The organism is Parabacteroides sp. PM6-13 (assembly GCF_029892605.1).
Taxonomy (GTDB): domain Bacteria; phylum Bacteroidota; class Bacteroidia; order Bacteroidales; family Tannerellaceae; genus QVMG01.
Genome location: NZ_JARXWF010000022.1, coordinates 16,261 through 35,212 on the forward strand (window position 1 = coordinate 16,261; position 18,952 = coordinate 35,212).

Sequence of the window (18,952 nt, forward strand, 5' to 3'; positions counted from 1 at the left end):
CTGTCAACCGTGTTGTTTTTATCAAAAAGAGGTGGGATTCTATCAAAATTCGGGTTTTACGCAATTTGATTTTTTTACCCTCGAAGAATGAGCGGTTCGCCTACTCCCTGTTTCCGAAAGCTGATATACATTTGCATTGTGGTTCTCGAGCATATGAAGCGATATGAAAAAAAAGTTGAACCTCAAACGAACATTAATTCCTTTTCTTTGTTTATAGTGAGAGTGGTTAGAACTTCCTGCATGACAAGACAAGAAAAGATTAGCCGTAAAAAGAAATAGTATATAACATTTATAAAGAGAAACAATAAAAATTTATTCACAACTTAAATTTATTTTGATATGAAACTAAGAAGTTTATTATTTGGTATGATGGCAGCTGTGGCATTCACAGCTTGTTCAGACAAGGGAGAAGACATCCCGGTGGTAGAAGAAGCGAAAACTATGTTGGGCGTTAAAACCGAAAACTTAAGCACACGTGCAGATGATGCTATAAATACGCTTACGGTTTATGTGTTTAATGCTGAAACTGGTGTGTTAGAAGCAACAGGAGATGACAATTCTAAGACAGCGACAATCGTTGAGCCGTTTGAAGTAACGGAAGGTAGAAAGAAAGTGATTGTACTTGCCAATGCAACATCTAATGCAACAACTTTGGCTAATTTTTTGCTTGATACTAAGTTGCTTGCTACAGAAGGTGTAGAAAATTTGTCTATGAATAGCCGTGTGTATAATGTTAGTATCACTAAAAATGTGATTAACTATTTAGGATATGCTGAAGATGTTGCTATGCCTACCAATGGTATCAACATTACTCCGACAGAAGGTGATTATACAAATGAGATCAAGATGTTCCGCAATACAGCTAAGATCGTATTGGGTGGAATTAAGTTAGGTAGCAAGTTGCTTGATACGGAAGAAGATGATGTAGTAACAGAAAAAGCTTACTATTCAAACCCAAAACTGACAATTACTGGCGTATATATTTTGGGTGCGCAAGGAACTACTCTTCTTGCCGGTGGTGAAGGCGAATGGACTCCTGCTCTTCCAGTAGCTAAGACTTTCTATCATGCTACAGATGACGCTTATGCGGCTTATGCTACTGATAAGTATATTAAACCGGAGCTTTCTACAGAACTCTCTGCTTTGGTTGGAAGCTATACGGCAACTATGGAATCTAAAGACGGTAAACAAGTTGAAGTTGAACCGGGAACTACATTCTATGTGTATGAAAACGAGGCTGATACATTCTCGACAAATGCAATTCCTCACACATTGTTGGTAATCGCCGGTGATATCGAATATGATATGGTTGTTGACGGACAAGATGATCCGAAAAGAATTACGTTAGAAAATCGCTTCTGGTCTGTTCCTGTAGGAGCTGTTCCTTATACTATTAAGGAGTCAAAAGATTACTCTTATATTGGTGAATTTGCACAAGGTCAAGATCGTGCTACTGAAATTTACGGAGATGGCAGCAAATATATCGGTATCAAACGTAATCTGCAGTACAACGTAGTCGCAACTATCAACTCAGTAGGTTATACAACTCCTTATGGTGGTGGTGACAAAACTATGCTGGGTGTTCAGGTAAGAGTTGTGCCTTGGGGTGAAGTAGATTTCGATTTTGAAATCAACTAAGATTTTTCCCTTGATTTTTTAGATCAAAAATATGTAAAGCCCCCGAACATTCGGGGGCTTTTTTTGTTTATAGGATAGACAGAGCGAAAGCGTTGTGTTTACAGGCGATAAGAGGAGGTGAAATACTGAGCAGCGGTTGAAAATATTGCTTGCAGAGGTAAACCTATCACAGGCGGAAAATTGATACATACAACCCTTAAGATAGAGAGAAGTGCCTATCTTTTATATAGTTTTAATTTGTTATTTTTGTATCATTAAAAGTATAGTGTACAAACAAGAGTTAAGAATGAAATATATATCATTATGAAACTGAAAAATTATATTTTATGCATGGCAGCGATCGGTATCTTAGCCGGCTGCTCAGACAATGAACCGATTTTAGACAATCCGATTCAACCGGGAACCGCCCTGCTTTCACTGGCGATTGACACACGCGACGTTATGACCAAAGGAATGACCAAAGCGGATGAGGATGCGACTATTGCATCATTGTCTGTGTTTGTTTATGACGCAACATCTGGCAAGCTTTTGGCCGATAAAACAAAAGAAATAGAAGCTGGTGCGCAAACAGAGGTTGATAGTATCCTGGTGAGTCCGGTGCTTTCCAAGGTGTTGGTTTTAGCCAATCTGGAGAATGATATGATTGAATTGCTCAAAAAAACAGACTTGAATGGTGCTTTGGCTGCGACAACAGTTTTAAGCTCTGAGAGTATGGGGCGTTTCACCATGAGTAGCGAACTGAAAACTGTACGGATCCAAGAGTACTTATACAATATGATGGGTTATACAGATCTGCAGGTTGAGAATACGGAAAATGCCGTTTCGATTTATCAGGAGAAAGAAACTGATCCCTCTATTAAGCTGTATCGTACTGTGGCACGTGTGCAACTGATGTCAGTTGAGTATGATGACGAAAAAGATGAATTTGGGACATTTGTCAGCCTAACAATCGACTCCATGTTTCTGGGAAATGTAAAGAGTAGCTCTTACATCGCTTCAAATAAAGACTATTTGCAAGTAGAAGTAGCGGACGCTGCACTGCCTGCTAATGGCTGGTGGTTTGGTTCGCATGAGTTCTGGGCTGATCGTCCATACAAGACACCGGTAGGTAATCAAGAAGATGGTCAAACGAAATTGGAAAAAGATCTATTGTCTCATCAATTTGAAGCACCCCTTACTCTAACCAAAACTCCTGAAAAATTGGAGGTGACGGGTGAAAAGGGCAATGCAATTGACGGAAAACAATTCTTTATTTATGAAAATTCGGCGGATGGTGCGGGGCGCTCTGCTGGCTATACAACCTATCTGGTGCTTCGGGGTACCTATGTTTATCTGGACAAGGAAGGCAAACAGAAAGAAATGAAGGATCGTTATTATCCGATTCCGATTAATAATAATAAAGGGACATCGACACAAACTGGCGTGTTAATGCCTAATCACCAAGGAATTATGCGTAATAATAGTTATGATATTTGGGTAACAGTGTACGGTCCCGGTTCTGATGAGCCTTGGCTGCCAAGTGAGTTCATTAACTTGAACGCGAAAGTGGTTGTGGTTAATTGGTATCCGAAAGTGGTGATTGAAGAGCCCGTAGAATAAACGTTTAGACAAAAAGAATAATATAGCAATACGATAAAAATTAACCATTATGAAACATATACATTTTACAAAACGTCTTGTCCTGGCAGTCTGCGCCTTCGCTTTCTTAGCCACGGGATGTATCAATGAAGATCTGGATCAATGCTATAAATTGAGACTCAGAGTGCTTAATGCCGCTGGTGTAGATATTACCCGGAACAGCCGTTCGGAAGATGCGACCATCTATGTGTTCGATGAAAACGGCAAATACCTCGAATCGGTAACGATGACCTACAACCAGATCACTGAGATGCAAGAGATCAAATTAAAAACACCTTATAAAGAGGGCATGAAACTCTCTTTCCTGGCTTGGGGCAATGCCTTGGGCGCGGCGAATACCGTAAATATCTACGAAAGCCAGAACCTGAATGACTTTAAGTTGGAATTGGCTTCAAAAGAAGACGGAGTAGGAGCTACCAAGGTGGAACTCTTCGGTGGAACGGAAGCCATCGTGACAGCGGAAGGCAATCTGCGTCAGGATGAGTGGATCGAAATCGAACCCAAAGCGGGAACCATTACGATGGCAACCTATAACCTGCAACGCTACCTGGCAAGAGCCGGTATCTCTGATAAGGAATTCAAACTGCGCCTGAACGAAACAAAAGGCGGTTTAGGTAGCGAAGCGACACCGCTAAATGCCGAAGCAACCCTGGCACAGGATGGTCGTTGGGATATTCCTAAATCGGATGCTTATAGCGGATTGGATTTCACGGCCAACGAGTGGGTATCTCCTGAAATAGAAGATTTCGCGATAGCCTCTACCGGATTGACTGCGTTGATTCGCACAGCCGATGGCAATGTGTTGGATGATGATATGCTGGACTATGTGGATGAAAATCCTATTGAGATCGCTCCGGAAAATGATGCTTTTGTTCTGTTTGAATGGGGTGACGATGGCGTATATATCGGCACAAGAGTGATTGTACGTCCTTGGGGATATGTAGAAGATCCGATCGAATTCTAACCATTAGAAGAGTAACCGTAAGAAATAACAAAAAAGTATATCGATTATGAAACTAAGAAATATCATATTGTTTATGTGCGTAATGGTCGCCTTTTCGGCCTGCCGGAAAGAAGATCTGCCCGATGGCGGGAAGAAAGACGCACGGGTATCTGTCAATGTGAAGGTACAGGAAAGAAAGACGAAGGCACAGGATCCGTATGAGCTGCCGGGTGAAGCAAATATCAATTCGTTGGTTATCTTTGTCTTTGCAGAGGACGGCTCCAAGACAGGGGTAGGCAACTATCCGAATATCAACGCGGAATATGAATACCCCATCGAAGGGGTAGAGGCCACTTCGGGCAACTCCAAAATTGTGGCCATTGCCAATGCGCCGGCTAATTTTGAGAGCACAATCCAGTCGTACGATCAATTGGACGCCTCCTTGACACAGCTCTCGGCACAGACGCAGACTAATTTGGTGATGAGCTCAGAAGTGATAACGAAAAACTTGGTAACAGGCGATAACCTATTAGGAGATATCCTCTTAACCCGTGTGCCTGCCCGTTTGCAGTTAGCCGGTGTCTATGTTGATTTTAAGGGTAAAGCAGGTTTAGTTGGTCGCCAGGTGCGGATTGATGAGATCTGGTTTGAAAACGTTCGTTCCGAATCACATTATTTCAGTGTGGAAGATTGGGGTGTAGTAGAAAAGCAGGGCGATAACCTGATCTCTACTTCGGTACATACTCCCGAAAACCTGGTTATTACAGACGGAGTACGCACTACCTATCCTGACATTATTTACCGTCAGTATGTGATGGAAAATGCAGGCATGCACAATGAAGAAAAAGAACTTGAAAATCCGACACAAATAAAAGTAAAAGCAACCTTGCTTGGTACAGATCTGTTTGATCCGATCGAAAAAGAATTTACCGCTGTGATCAATCAGAACGGAGTACATGTGACCGGAATGCATGACGGACATAAATATGTGTATCGCAATTATGTGTATAACATAACCCTAACGTTTGGTGAGAATAGCTTCGATGAAAATACTTCCTATTTAGGGATACAGGTAACTGTTGTCGATTGGGGTGAAGTTGACTATCCCTGGGAAGATGACTAATCAGTGGACATAAAGAAAAAGTAAAGAGTTAACACGTAAAAAGGAGAACGTTATGAAACGAATATATTTGATACTTATGACAGTGGCCGCCATCCTGATGGTAGGCTGTAACGAGGAAACGCCTCAGCCTATTCAGGTCGAGGATCAGGAGGTTTCCCTGCAGATCGGTATACAGAAACCTTTCGCGACCAAGGCGACGGATGAACTTCGGTTTGCCGGGGAAGATAGTGTCCATAACCTGACCGCGTTGGTGTTTACGACCAACGGAGGCTTTGTAGCTGGAAAGCGTGAAGTAGCGGCACCGGGGAAAACAGCTTTGGCGATCTATGATATAGTTCTTCCGATAGGGAAATATAATATCCTGTTGTTGGCGAACACCAACGCGGGTATTATTGACCGGGCGAAAGGCGGTTTTGATGCCTTGCAGGAGAATGTAGAAAGTATCCTTGATCAAAAGCAGAATCACCTGTTGATGGCAAGTAAACTGTTCAAAAACGTACAGTTGGTGGCCTACGAAGAGGGTGTGCGTTTGAGTTATAACTTCCTGTTGGAAGATGAAAACGCGAATAATGAAGCAGCCAAGATTGTAAGCGGTATTAAGGTATTGAAAACAGAGACAGAACGGAACGCGTATGATTATACGGAAACGATAGCAAAGAAAGTAGAACTGACCCGTTTGGCGGCACGTATCCAGTTGGATGAAATCAAGGTGGCTTTCCCGAAAGATAATGATGATCTTACCTATCAGTTTGATGGTGCAACCTTTACCTTGACCTCTGTCTTTATGGCGAATATCCGTCCGCAGACTTATTTGACTCCGGTGGATGGTAGAACAGTTGGTCTGTTTGAACGGGTATCAACCGATCCTGTCTATTTCCGCGGTGGTCCGGCTACTTATACCGAGCAGATGCAATATATCGTGCCGGGATCTTCTATCGATACGCGTTTTGGGAAAGATTATGATGCTATTACCTTGGCGGATGGCGAAAATCATGTATTTTCTTACGAGGTAAAAGACAAGGCTGATGATATGTTCTTCTGTTACGCGTTTGAAAACCAGAATGTGTATAACAGTACTTTTACACCGGGCAACCCAGAAGCCACTCCTCCAACAGTAGATGTGGTTACTGTAACATCCAATGGTGACACTCGTATGATTATTTCCGGATATATTACTTTGGGCAACGGTACCCAACTGGCGGAGACCTATTATCATATTCCAATTAAGAAAGGTACTCAGAAAGTCGATCGCAACCATGTATACGGCGTAAGCGTAACGATCAGAGGTTTAGGTTCCGACGGTCCCGACCTGAAAGACCATTACGTAGCCATCCAGCCGGTGATCACAGTTGAAAACTGGAAATATGTAAAACAAGTCGAAACAGATGAATAAACCCATGGGAATCAACTAATCCCATCGTATAAAATACCAATCCCCTGCCTCCTTTCGGAGGCAGGGGATTTTTTTATGTCTTGTAATATTTGAAGGAGAAAGGAGAAAGGAGAAAGGGGCATCTTCTGATTTAGTAAGATGTGAAGATGGGCAAGGTACACTGAAATGAGTTAAATCCCGCAGGGATTTCCTATTCGTAACCCTCGGTAAGAGAGCGAAGCGAACGACCGGGGGTATTCCGCTAATAATAACTAATGAACCCGGAATGGGTTCAACCCGCTTCGGGGTTGCTTGTATAGTAGGTCTTGTCTATCTGCCTACCTACCACGGGTTTGCTTCGCTACACCCGCGGTTACGAATAGGAAATCCCTGCGGGATTTATATGAAAACCTTCCAATTTTGTAAGAATTGAAGGTGGGGATCGCGCCGCAGGCGTGAGATTATGCATAACCGTATGCAAGCGTAGCGCAGCTTACGGTATAGCGACTCCCTATCAATCAAGCGCCGCAGGTGCGAGATCTGCCATAATCCCGCCCCATGCGGGGCTTTTTATATAGGTGATTCACTACCGTAAGCTGCGCTACGCTTGCATACGGTTATGCATAATCTCACGCCTGCGGCGTGCTTTCCCACAAACCTTCCCATCTTCTCCCTTTCTCCTTTCTCCCTTCTCCTTTCTCCTTCACATCTTCTCCAATTTGAAGATCCTCCCCCCGCAATCTGCGCCATCTATGCCAACCCTTATGATCCCCCTTCCTCCTCTCTTGTAGAAAGGGGGCAACTACCCCAAAACCCTTTTATTGATCGGGGTTTTTTATGCGAGGCGTGGTATTTCTATCCTTTTGAAGGTATTCCTTTCAACCCTTGCGAAATTGGTAGTTTTACCCCTTAAGATTGAAATTACCACCTATCGCCACCTATTGAATTTGAGTATATTTTTGCTATCAGATAAACCGAGAATAACAATAAAAAATATTTCGACATGAAACTGAATAATATACTTTTAATTGCTTCCTTCCTTTTTGCAGCCGTTGCATGCTCCATGGAAGATGACGTTTTAAACGAAATGACGAAAGCGAACCCGACAACCGATGCAGACGCAACCGAATTGTATGTCTCTTTTAATTTGAATGGGAACGACCTGGGAACAAAGGGCGGTACTTCTGAAAATAACGGTGATGTTGCTTCTGACATGATCTCAACTGCTTCTGTGGTTGTCTTCTTGAATAATGGCACGACTCTTGACGGAACCGACAAGGTTTACTTTGCACAAGATGACGTGACTGTAATAACAGGATCCAATGGCTCTTATCTGAATACAAAAGTATTATTGAAAACCGGTACCAATTACGATGTATATGTAATAGGTGATACCAAAGAATCATTTGCCGGCTTGACAACAAGAGCCGCCGTGCAAGATGCCTATTTAGGTAAAGATGATGCTGCCAAGACCGACCTGACCAATTTGGTTAAATTCGGTCAGACAGGAAAATTCAGCTATGCTAAAAGCGAAGGCTATCCTACCATAACAGATGCTTTAGACAATGTAAAAGCATTAGACGTGAAATTGAAACAACTAACAGCCATGGTTGAATTGACTAAGGTCACTGTTAAAGGTTTTGCCAACAACACCCTTCCGGCTGACGTAACCTTGAAAAGCGTTCGTCTGTTGAACCAGAACACAATGCGTCAATTGAAAGACGGGCAAACAGACACCAATTCAAAATTTGATAATGTTGCCTGGGATGTAACTAATGGATATAAAATATTTGATGGCGCAACAAATGCAGCAGTAACCACAGGTATCCCTGCTACTTTAGCCTCTTTTGTTACCTATCCTAACTCAGGTGTTGCGGTAGGTGATGAATTAGAAAACCTGACTGCCCTTGAACTGACATTCCAGGTGGGCACTAAAACCGAGACAAAAAACTACGTGATCAATCGCCTGACAGAAATAGATGGTAGTTTTGACAACAATGTAGGTGAGAAGAATGATAAAAATAAAGGTCATACCGAACATTCTTATATCCAAGCTGGTTATATCTATCAGTTGGAAGCCAATGTGAAAGTAACAGGCGATGGCATCGAATGCACCGTGGTATGTTGCACGAAGGACTGGGAATATAATGAGTATGAAGTGATACTGGAAGAAGTACCTGCGAATTAAGCGATCACCCCTTAGTGATTGAATATTTGGCGATAACAATAGAAAACAAAAAGATAAAATAATCATAACATGAAACTTAAGAACATATATTTATTGATCCTTCTGGCAGGAATATTCTATTCTTGTACAGAAGAGGAGCCTATCAGGCTTGCTTATGGAGCAGAAGGAATCCCCACTACTCTTGACGTTGTTGTTTCTACAGAAGGAATCAACACAAAAGCTGCAGGGGATAATATGTTGGCCACTGAAGCCGAGTTACAAATCAATAATTTAGCCGTTGCAGCATTTAAGGTTACAGAAGAAAATGTAGTAGGTAAATTTTTAGGCTTTGTGTATGCCGCCTCTCCTGTTGGAGAAGCGGATGACTCACATACGAATGAAGATGGTACCGAAGGACGAATACAATATTCTGTGAGTGGTCTTACCGTTGAAACAGGTTTTGTGCAAATTTTAGCTATAGCAAACTCCTCTTTGACAAAGGAGCAATTTGAAGCTAAGTTCACAAAGGATTGTGTGTATTCCGATGTGAAGAAGACTTTTGAGGAAGCCATTACGCAAACAGCAGACGCCTATGTTTTTGAAGCAGATGAGTTAGTGAAATTCGCAGATGTGAAGAAGACTATTGTAGAAGGTGCTAATGTTTTACATATTGAGCTGACTCAGTTAGCCTCCAGAGTGGACGTTTATATGAACTTTTTAGAAAATATGCCGGAAACCGCTCCATGGACTTTTGAAATATCAGAATATACTCTTACGGGTGTAAATGTTGAATCAGACGTTTTCTTGGGAGCATATGGGGCAACCTATACATATAATTCAAAGAAAAGTTTTCTGGGTGGTCTTAAGAAAGAATATGCGGAAAATGCCGGACGCGTTATAACGAAGGTAGACGAAGATATGCTGTTCTCTTTTTATACTTATGAAAGAGAAACTGCGGATAAGAGTTTGAAACTGAATATAAAAGGTGTTCTGACAGACGTGAAAGCCGAGGAGGAAGGCTTAGATGGTGCTGTAGAGGAAAAAGAATATAACCTGATTATTAATCCAGTTGCTGTAGCCGGTTCTACGGTTAAAACAACAAATGGTATTATACATGGATATTTATATGATGTTTTTGCCAGTATCGACGTGAAAACGAAAAATATTCTCTTCAACTATCAGATAATTGATTGGATAGATAGGATGATGGGGGTACATATTATTCCTATCTACTACTTACAGGTAAAAGATTTGGAAATTAGTATGCCTAACTTAACGAATTCTTCAACAACCTATCAGTCTTCTTCCAATGCTTTTATTGTTGAAGGATCTGTAAAGGTTTACAAGCAAGTAGGTATAGATGATTTTGAAGAAGATGATGATCACAATATTCAAATTACTTTAACAGGGCAGGACGGTACAACAACCAGTGGGGATATTTTGATAACAGGTGATGTCCCGGGTAATTTTGTACCGCGAAAAATAGAATTTGTTGTAAGAAACCTGAACGGATTAGAGCAAAAAGTTGTGGTTATGCAATACCCACCTTTATATATTACTTTTGAAAAATCCGGCAGTACAGGTGAAGGTAGTTCCGGGCAAACGAACTATAATTACTATAAGTTTACTTCATTGGTGGCCAATTTCTCAGCCTTCCCTTACCCGGATGAGTTTAATGAGAAGGTGACCTATCGAAGTGGAAGTCAGACTATTACATGGGGTGATGGAGTGAATGATCACTCCACAGCAAGAAAAGAGGATGGTTATCTTTATACTGATTATATTAGAGAAAACGCAAAAACCGGTTATCCAATCTTGGATGAATCCGGGTATGTGATTGATTCAGAGGAAAACAATCGATTAGTATCGCCTAACTTTATGCTTGCTTCTCAAGCAGGGGTTATCTCAAATAATACTTATAATAATCATCGAGATAGATGTAAGAGTTATTCAGAGAAGGATGCGGCGGGTAATACATTAAGCGGTTGGCGTATGCCTACTTTGGCTGAACTCTATTTGATAGATATTATGCAAAACTATAAGGCATGTATAGTAAAACGTATATTGGAAGGCTCTTCTTATTGGAGTGCGAATCAGGATGATGGCCCTGTCATGTTTATGGATTATCGAGTACAGGATGGAACTTCAACAAGAGGATCCGTACGTTGCGTGAGAGACATAAAATAACCCACATACAAATAGCCGTATAATTATATATAAAATAAAAGAATCATGAAAAAGTTAATATATATATATTCTGTTATATTTCTGGCGTTGTTTGCCTCTTGTCAGGATGAGAGGTATATACAAACAGAGATAGAAAATGAGGATGGTTTCATGTCTCTCAATTACACATTGGACATCCCGGGTTATATCGCAACACGATCGGCTTCCGCATTGGACGTGGGAACTCTTTCCATACTAACCTTTGACGAAGACGGCTCTTTTTTAGGGCGGGTGATGGCTCCTTCATTGACCATGACTGAACCGGATGCAACCGGAAAAGGAACCGGAACAGCCAGAGTCCCTATTGATACGCGTATTATGCATTTTGTGGTAAATCATGATTGGAGTAATTGGGTTGCTCCGACCACAGCGCAAGGTAAGCTGGAAACAACTCTTGTACCTTCTTTACTTACTACTCAAAATGTTTATTGGGGGAGAGTAGAAGTGGCAAATTTATATGGGACGATTTCTGTTGAACTATTGCGTAACTTTGCAAAGCTGACAGTGGTAGATAATACAAGCGAAACTGCTGGTACCAACAATTATAGCGAATTCTTTTTGGATGGTTATACGCTTGGAAATTATGCTTCCACCGGTACTGTTTCTGTTTATGGAGAAACCAGCGGTGACCCTTTTCAGAGAGACCCCGACACGGAAGAAAGTGATGTTTTAACTTTGCCGAAAGCGAGTGATAGAACGTTTGCTCCAGCCAGCGAGTTGACCTGCGATATGACTCCTAAATATATGTTTGAAACAGAGAATACAGAGGCCAATCCTACTTATATAATCATAAAAAACAAGTATGATACTGAAAACGGAAAAGCTTCTAAGTATTATAAGCTTCACTTGATTAAGGATCAGACGACTATGATTCCTTGGAAGATTGAGCGAAACTATCATTATATAGTAACTCTTCATAGTTTTGATGGCGACCCTTATAGTAACGGGGTGAGTTCTTTCGAAGAAGCCTTAAACGCTCCTGTTTCAAACAATCTGTATGCAACCATCGTGCAGGAATCTCCAACAATCTCTGATAATGACAAAAACAGACTGGTTATTGACAAAATGATAAATCTGTTTACAGGTGGAGGAACATTGAACGTAAAAGCTACTTATTATACATTCAATGGTACGCAGGAGGTAAATGAAAGTGATAATATTAGTATTCGTGTGGTTTCAGGTGAGGATATTTTTACTTCAGGGCCTTCGATTGATGGGAATGGAAATATAACCGGAACGGTTAAATCCGTTGCATCCGGACAACAAGAGGCGGTAATCAGGGTTTCAAAAGGAAACCTGACTCGTTTGGTAAAAGTTATTACTTCTGAAAAATATACATTCAATCCGGTAACGTCTCCTGTTTTATATACGGGAATAGATGATGATGTGTTGATAGAATTTAATATTCCCGATACATATCCAGATGGATTATATCCCGTGAAATGTATGATAGAAGCGGGGAAATTATATCCGACAGGTGACGATCAGAATATGTTGATCGTACATGAAGATAATACCTATTATTATGTTTATGAAGCAAAAACAGCTGGGCAACAAACGGTTCATTTCAAAACAAGTTTTGTGGATAGTAATAGTGAGGTGCTTATTAAGAATGAATATTTTGAAACAGCGTCAATTCTATTGAAGAGTACTGAGACGTTTACACGGACAATCAGAGCCGATGGAAGCTTCAGAACATATCCGAATTCTACTATTACCGGAGAGATTACGGTTAGTTACGATGCGCTGGACGGCCCTGGCTCAACAACGATTACCGTTAGCAATGGGACAGTGACAAGTGGTACGCGAGATATTACTATTCCGACTGATGTAACAGCCTTAACCTTGTCTTATAGTGGTTATACGTTGGATGTTAGTGTTGCAGAGTTTATCTCTTCTGATAATAAAGTTCTGATTAATCCGGATCTTATCTATGTGACATTAGGCGCAGGACGATACAGAAAGGTTGAAGCATCTACTTCAAACATTCGATCCGGAATAATTGAAGTATATTCAGCAGATGGAAGTGAGAAGTATGATGAGTTTACCACTTCTTCCTCTACGAATAACAACAATCACAATGATGCCGTATTGTCATTACCAAATACATTAGATGACAACACCTCTGTGTTATTGCGTCATACATCAGGGGCGGATGTCTTTGAATTAGTAACCACCATTGCTGATTTGAAAGCTGCCGGGAATAAAGATTTGGTGAATACGACAAGTCAATATGTGACATTTGGTAATGGGTTGGTACGTTATGGTACAACTCGAATTAGCAATGGTACAGTAAGTGTGTATTCTGCCGATGGAGAGACTCTCTATACGACATTTACAACGAATAATAGTTCTAGTAATAACTATACAGGAACAATCAAATTACCTGTTGGAGTGGAAAGCGTTCGTTTAGTGCATAAGTATAGAGGAGTTATATATTACCAGGAATTTGCATTGGAACAATTACGAGGTAATAATAATAAGAATTTGAATCTGCAACAGAATAGAGGACTTCAAGTTCAAGGATCTTTCCAATATTATCGTTCACAGTGGCGCAATATTCCTTCAGCTTCCACAGTAATTGTTTATTATGATGGTAATGAATTGGATCGCTTTACTATGACTTCAAATGGAGGTGTGGGATCAAATACTTATATTTCTATACCGGATGGAGTTGAGAATAGTGCTACAGTCACTCTTTCTTACACACGAGAAAGTGTTACTTATGAAGAAGATTATACACTAACTCAGCTAAATAGCAGTAGTGTTACTAAACAATTGCGATGATATAAATACTAAAAAAGTAAGCTGCCTCATCAATTTGAGGCAGCTTTTTTTGTGTCTGTTTTTCTTACAGTGTATCTCCCCAAATGTTAAAAACCACTTTCTTTCTCTTACAAACGAACATTTTATGCTTTTATTGGTTTATGCAAAGAGAGAACCCCTCTCAGGGGATGAATTGCAGGGGATAAGGGATGAACAAAAGGAATAAAGTAATCGTGATATGAAACTGAGGAATTTTTTAAGTATTTTATTATGTACAGGAATGTTTTTTTCCTGTGCCCAAGAAGAACTCATTGAGTTGGCGACGAAGGTCGGTACGGGCGAAGAGGTGTTACTGAATTTATCTTTAAAGCCTGAAGAGGTAGAATCTACTAAATCCACCTATACGGAAGATGGGGTTGAATATTTCTATGCAACAGATGCGGAAAAGAGAATAAATCATTGCCTGTTGGTGGTATTTGAATATGTAGAGGATGCGACTGAGTCGAATGAGGATAAGAAATACAAAGTTTATTTCTCTCAGGAGTATTCTTTTGGAGAAAATGACCATGAAGATTATGTGTATACCCTGGATCCGGTGGAAGCCAAATTAGGAAAATCTAAATTCCTGGTGATTGCTAATCCGACTAAAACTTTTACAGCCTTGAAAGGCGTAACTACTTACGCTGATTTTAAGAAAGCGGAATATGTAGAAGAAAATAAAAAGGAAGGGAATTATTCTCCTGTTTTTACTGCTTCAGAATTAGTTAAAGTGGGAGAAAAGACTCTGGATTTAACGATTGCTAATAAAGATGAAATAATCATTCCATTAACACAGTTGGCAGCAAGGGTAGATATTACTTTTTCTTTTAATGTAAAGGAACTGGCAGACGCGACTACGACAACGCAACTGGCCGTATATGACGGATTTGTTGCGGAAATATTTGATAACCCGGCCACGGTGGAAGCGTATGGTGAGGCGCAGAATAATCATGAGAAGATTATTCCGATTGAAATTAAAGACCTTCAGGGAGGTACGATTACTATAGGATCTAAATACCAGCATTTAATAAATAAACAAGGAGATCCTTTTTATTCGTATTATTGGAATAACAACTTGCTTAGAGATAAGACAAGCAACCCGCATGGATTGGTTATTGGGAATACCCTTTACGAGATAAATACCAAGACTTCCGGATGGATTGCAACTGTTTCTGATTTTGCAATCTATAATATTGAAACCAAGTCGGATTTATTATTGGATTATAAGCGTAATGCGACGACAGATCGTATAAATAAGATCTATGAGTTACGATCAGACGAAACCATCTCCCCGACCCGTTTGGCCGATGGCTCCTATTATTTTTCTTTTTATACCTACGAAAGAGAATATATAGTACCTCAAAGCGCAGAAGCGGAGAAAATGTTACATATTACTTTTCAGGTTGCATGGAAGAAAGGGGTAATGGAATATAAGCAGTTGGCATTTCCGAAAGAGGGAAGTGAAAAGGCGATGTATGCGGTTTGTCTTGATAAAAAAGGGGGACCGACAAGTGGGAACAACTATGTCAAATTAGGATATATCTATTTGAAAGATGAAGCACTGCCTCAGATGAAAGATCTTGACCTTTACGGAGATATAAGTATTGTTGATGAGACAATTGAGGTAAGAAGAGACGTGAAGTACAAAATCGAGATAAATCCGAAATATGAAGCAGGAACCAAGAAGCGAACTGACGGATTAATCCACGGGAATATCTATGTATTGTCAGCTTCCCTTAACAGTCTACCATCAGTTTCACAGGAGGTTACCTTGGATTGGTTGGTCAATCCCTGGGTGAGAGAACCGGAGGTAAATATTGGGTTTAATTAATTACGAAAAAAAAATCAGTTATGAAACGATATAGTCTATTCTCATTGATAGTAGGATTCCTCTTTTTTGCTTCTTGTACGAGCGAAGAATGGGAGAATACCGGAAAGGAAATCGTAGAGGGAATTCCAACGAATGTAAAATTTAGTTTTTCCGCCGATATACCGGCCACCATAAGTACGAAGGCTGCGATAGGGACGGAATTTGAATATCAGATAACAAATCTGTATGTGCTTGTGTTTGATTACACGACTAAGAAAGTCGTTAAAAATCACTTGTTCACTACGTCAGACGGTTTGACTGTTACTAACTCTAAAAAGACGGAAAGCGATGCAACAACCTCTGGAAATGTCTCTCTCTCTGTTCCTTCGGGTAAAAGAATCGTTTATGGTATTGCCAATGTGCCGGATGAAACCTCTTTGATGTCATTTTCAAAACAGTTGGATGACGTGACCTCTTTAGATGATTTAAAAAATGTGCTGGCCGGTTTTGCCAGTGGACAAGGTACGATTGCCCGTCAATCCGGGAAGCTGCTTATGAGCGGTTCTTTGCAAACCGAAGGGCAACAATTGGTCGATGGATATTGCGAGATCATACCAGGACAGGATATTACGCTGAGCGCGATCAAATTGGATCGTATGGATGCGAAAGTGACTTTTAATGTTTCTTCGAAAGCAGGAATTACATTCACCCCCCAGGAGTATCGCGTGGTGAATTTGCCGAAAGTCTCCAGCCTGATAGAAGGAGACACAGATGGCACTGATAAAAGCAGTTCCACTGATTTCTTCCAAACGAATTTTGCCAATTTCGAAACAACACAGAATGGTGTTAGTTCATTCACTTTCTACACGTTGGAAAATCGTAATCAGGCAGAAGGATTAACTCAGTATACAGACCGGGAACTTCAATATAAACATGACGATTCGGCTAATCCGGGCTATGAAACCAACGGAGCTTATAAGCATGGGCAGGATTACGCAACTTATGTTCAGTTCACCGGCCTCTATTTCGAGACCTATTATGACAATAATGGTCAATTGAAAGAACGTTCCGCGGATGTGATATATACCATTCATTTAGGATATATCGGTCAAGATGCCAATGACTTTAATGTACGTCGTAACCGTGAGTATACATATAATGTGATCATTAATGGGGTCGATAAGATTATTCTTGAGGTAGAAGAAAAAGGACACGAAGAAGAACCGGGTGCGGAGGGAAATGTCGTTGAAACAGATAAATTCTATCTGTTTGATAGCCATTATGAGACCGAGCTTATTACATTTACGCAAAATGATATTAATACGCGTGCGGGCTTCCGTTTGAAAACACCTTTTGATGAAGGATACTATGTGCCTGTTGAAGGACAGAATGGCGGTCAGTCTTGGGATAACGCGAAAGATTTTGAATGGGTTAAGTTTGCGCGGAACACAACTTCAAATAATAGATATGTTAAGAATAAATATAGATTCTATACGGATACGAAAGGCAAGACTTCTGAGGCTGAAGGAAAATTGATGAATATAAAAGAACTTATCAATGACTTGACCAATAATGATCCTTTCTTAGATGGAGAAGCAGTCTATACGATGTATATAGATGAGTTTTACTATGAAAAGGATCCCCGTACTGGTCAAGAGGCATATCAAACGTTCTGGAAAGAGTTTGTCAATATCCCTAATCGGGAAATGCATATCCTTTGTAATACCGATTTTAGCAAAGACCAGGAGAGTAGTTTGACTACCTCATCGATCATGATCAGTCAACGTTCTATTAAAACATTTTATAATACGAACACCTCATTGACGGCTTTGACTACTGCTTGGGGGATAGAAACCCTTAATGAAACCGGGAAACTTTATCCGCCTAAAGATAATCCATGGCCAAGCGACTCTGAATCCGATGGACGGTATAACTTTTATGCAGGCTTAAACACCTACAATTCAAAAACGTGGACTAATTTTTTGACAAATACCTATACGGATTATAGCGATGATACGGCTATCACCCGTTATTATCTGAAAGATGCGAATAACTCCAATACAGACGATAACAAGAAAAAACGTCACATCATCTCTGCCTGTCTGCAACGTAACCAGGACTTGAACCGGGATGGAAATATTTCTTGGGATGAATTGAAGTGGTATCCGGCAGCGATCAATCAATACACGGATATCTGGATGGGAAAAGACGGATTGCCTACAGAGGCACATCTGTATCAGAATGGATTGAAGGAGTATATGCGTTACCTAAGTAGTAGCGGACGTGAATTCTTTGGAGAGGAGGGTTCTTCATTGGCGAGTTACAAATTTCAATATCAGGATGCATTCTATGATGATGTGGCTAAACCCAATACGCATGCATACCGTTGTGTAAGGGATTTGGGTATATCCTATACGACAGCAGCTCCCCAGAAAGGGCAAAACAGACCGATGGACTACGTTTTCCATAATGCAAGTAATAAGAAATTTACGCTTACCTATATGAATACGAATTCATTAAGAGGTGAAGAAGACTTTGCTACAACAGAATTTGTTGTGCACAATGAATTAAGCCCGACGAATAGACCTTATCTCTCTTTTGAGTATGCTGATATAACGGATAAAAGCCTTACTACCTGGAAAGAGAAAAATGATTTGGTGACAGCAGGGAATTCTCCTTGTAAAACATTGAATGTGAATGGACAAACTGGTTGGCGTCTGCCGAATGAAAGAGAATTATCACTGATGGTATCTCGTGTGACTACAGGGTGGAAAGTTACAGTTGCTAAAGATACCTATAATAGCTATGTATGGTCGCGTACGTCGTCGAGCTTGCAAAAGAAAATAAATACGAATGGCGGGTATGCTACAACGACAGGCCGAAACATCACAATCCCGGAAGGCGGGGGTGGCGGTGTTGTACGTTGTGTGCGAGACGTGAAATAAATAATTAATCGATTGAATACAGATAAAAGAAGCTGCTCCATCTCTGGGGCAGCTTTTTTATTCCTCCCAATCGCACTTGCAGTGCTCTGTGGGAATCTTCGGATTTTGTAATAATTGAAAGTTTCTTAGTGATAACGTAGTATCAAAATTTCTCCTCCTTAGCAAAGGAGGAGTACCCCGAGGTACGAGGAAGGCCACTGAAAAACCTTTCATTTTTTTAAGCTACGACAACACAGTTGTTTGTTAGCGGTAGGAGCCTGACTAAATGGGTTTGGCTGTATTGCG

Annotated in this window: 10 protein-coding genes; all 10 read left to right on the forward strand. The window is 40.6% G+C overall.

The features are described 5' to 3' along the window. Positions 1-339: 339 nt before the first annotated feature. Positions 340-1,638: a fimbrial protein gene (locus tag M2134_RS15110; RefSeq protein WP_280752420.1), complete on the forward strand. Its 1,299-nt coding sequence runs from the start codon at positions 340-342 to the stop codon at positions 1,636-1,638. A gap of 303 nt (positions 1,639-1,941) precedes the next feature. Beyond that, positions 1,942-3,237 carry a fimbrial protein gene (locus M2134_RS15115; protein WP_280752421.1) on the forward strand — a complete coding sequence of 432 codons (1,296 nt, stop codon included), beginning with the start codon at positions 1,942-1,944 and terminating at the stop codon, positions 3,235-3,237. Positions 3,238-3,286: 49 nt separating this feature from the next. After that, positions 3,287-4,240, forward strand: a complete 954-nt coding sequence (locus M2134_RS15120) for a FimB/Mfa2 family fimbrial subunit (protein ID WP_280752422.1) — start codon at positions 3,287-3,289, stop codon at positions 4,238-4,240. A 46-nt stretch (positions 4,241-4,286) separates the two neighbouring features. Next, positions 4,287-5,342, forward strand: coding sequence for a fimbrial protein (locus M2134_RS15125; protein WP_280752423.1), 1,056 nt, complete (start codon positions 4,287-4,289; stop codon positions 5,340-5,342). 52 nt (positions 5,343-5,394) lie between these two features. Continuing rightward, positions 5,395-6,735 carry a fimbrial protein gene (locus M2134_RS15130; protein WP_280752424.1) on the forward strand — a complete coding sequence of 447 codons (1,341 nt, stop codon included), beginning with the start codon at positions 5,395-5,397 and terminating at the stop codon, positions 6,733-6,735. A gap of 1,066 nt (positions 6,736-7,801) precedes the next feature. Continuing rightward, positions 7,802-8,902, forward strand: coding sequence for a hypothetical protein (locus M2134_RS15135; protein ID WP_280752425.1), 1,101 nt, complete (start codon positions 7,802-7,804; stop codon positions 8,900-8,902). A gap of 69 nt (positions 8,903-8,971) precedes the next feature. Further along, a complete protein-coding gene (locus M2134_RS15140; protein ID WP_280752426.1) occupies positions 8,972-11,068 on the forward strand; it encodes a hypothetical protein in 2,097 nt (698 codons plus the stop codon). Positions 11,069-11,113: 45 nt separating this feature from the next. Continuing rightward, positions 11,114-13,894 carry a hypothetical protein gene (locus M2134_RS15145; protein ID WP_280752427.1) on the forward strand — a complete coding sequence of 927 codons (2,781 nt, stop codon included), beginning with the start codon at positions 11,114-11,116 and terminating at the stop codon, positions 13,892-13,894. A gap of 217 nt (positions 13,895-14,111) precedes the next feature. Continuing rightward, entirely contained in the window at positions 14,112-15,743 is a 1,632-nt protein-coding gene (locus M2134_RS15150; RefSeq protein WP_280752428.1) for a hypothetical protein, read from the forward strand. A 20-nt stretch (positions 15,744-15,763) separates the two neighbouring features. Continuing rightward, positions 15,764-18,667, forward strand: a complete 2,904-nt coding sequence (locus M2134_RS15155) for a DUF4906 domain-containing protein (RefSeq protein WP_280752429.1) — start codon at positions 15,764-15,766, stop codon at positions 18,665-18,667. Positions 18,668-18,952 lie beyond the last annotated feature (285 nt).